Here is a 383-nt window from a genome sequence, read left to right as displayed (position 1 = left end):
GTTCGGCCGGCTTCAGGACGAGGGAATTTCCTCCCGCCAGGGCGGGCGCCAACTTCCACATCGCGACGAACAGAGGGAAGTTCCAGGGAATGACGCCACCGACGATGCCGATCGGCTCGCGCACGATCATCGACACGACGTCACGCGGCGCCGGCGACATCTGATCATAGATCTTGTCCGTCGCCTCCGCATGCCAGCGGAGCGTCTCGACGGAGTCGGGCAAGTCGACACTGAGGGAATCGTTGATCGGCTTGCCGCAATCGAGCGTTTCGATGAGCGCGAGTTCGGCGCTGTGCTTTTCGATCAGATCGGCAAAGCGCAGCAGGACTTTCTTGCGCTCCCGCGGCGGCATGCCCGACCAACTGCCGGCCTCGAAACTGCGG

At 63.4% G+C, this 383-nt stretch carries 1 protein-coding gene; it reads right to left on the bottom strand.

The features are described from left to right. On the bottom strand, positions 1–383 hold a 383-nt coding region (locus tag EN780_RS38455), incomplete at both ends, for an aldehyde dehydrogenase family protein (protein ID WP_128276693.1).

The organism is Mesorhizobium sp. M4B.F.Ca.ET.089.01.1.1 (assembly GCF_004022605.1).
In the GTDB taxonomy this organism is placed as follows: Bacteria; Pseudomonadota; Alphaproteobacteria; order Rhizobiales; family Rhizobiaceae; genus Mesorhizobium; species Mesorhizobium abyssinicae.
This window is presented reverse-complemented; position numbering and strand designations above follow the sequence as displayed.